The sequence below is a fragment of the Streptomyces recifensis genome (assembly GCF_002154615.1).
Classification (GTDB): Bacteria; Actinomycetota; Actinomycetes; order Streptomycetales; family Streptomycetaceae; genus Streptomyces; species Streptomyces griseoluteus.
On record NZ_MUNH01000821.1, the window covers coordinates 1 to 599 of the forward strand.

Consider the following 599-nt stretch of genomic DNA (forward strand, 5'->3'; position numbering starts at 1 on the left):
CCCGGCGCGGCTCCGCGCGCCTGCGGGAGTACGGGGCCTGGGCGCCGCACGCGGTGGTGGTCGTCCTCGCCGCGCTGGCGGCGTTCGTCGCCCTGGTGGCCACGTACACCGGGGGTCTGTTCGGCCTGCTGTGCGGGCTGCTGGCCGGCGCACCGGTGCTGCTGACGCTGGTGCGTCCGGCGGGAGCTTTCTGGGTCTCCCTGGCCGCCAACACGGTCGCCCTCGTCCTGTCCGGCGGCCCGTCCGGCGAATCACCCTTCCCACCGGGCGGTTTCGTCGGGCACCTGGCGGTGCTGACGGTCGTCGCGGCGCGCACCCGCCCCCGCACGGCCGCCTGGATGTGGCTGCTGACCGCGGCCTACGGGGTCCTCGCCGACGGCCTGTTCGGTCCGAGCGACTTCGGTTACGGGTCCGACCTGGGGCCGCTGCTGTTCTTCGCCGGCGTGTTCCTGCTGACCGTCGCGATCCGCCAGACCTTGCGGCAGGCCCGGCGGGAGGTGAGCGTCCACCAGACCGTCACCGCGCACGAGCGTTCCCGGCGCACCCTGCTGGAGGAGCGCACCACCATCGCCCGCGAACTGCACGACGTGGTCGCGCAC

1 pseudogene is annotated in these 599 nt (G+C 74.6%); it reads left to right on the forward strand.

The features are described 5' to 3' along the window. Positions 1–599, forward strand: a pseudogene (locus tag CCN33_RS32385) (two-component sensor histidine kinase); the annotation flags it as partial.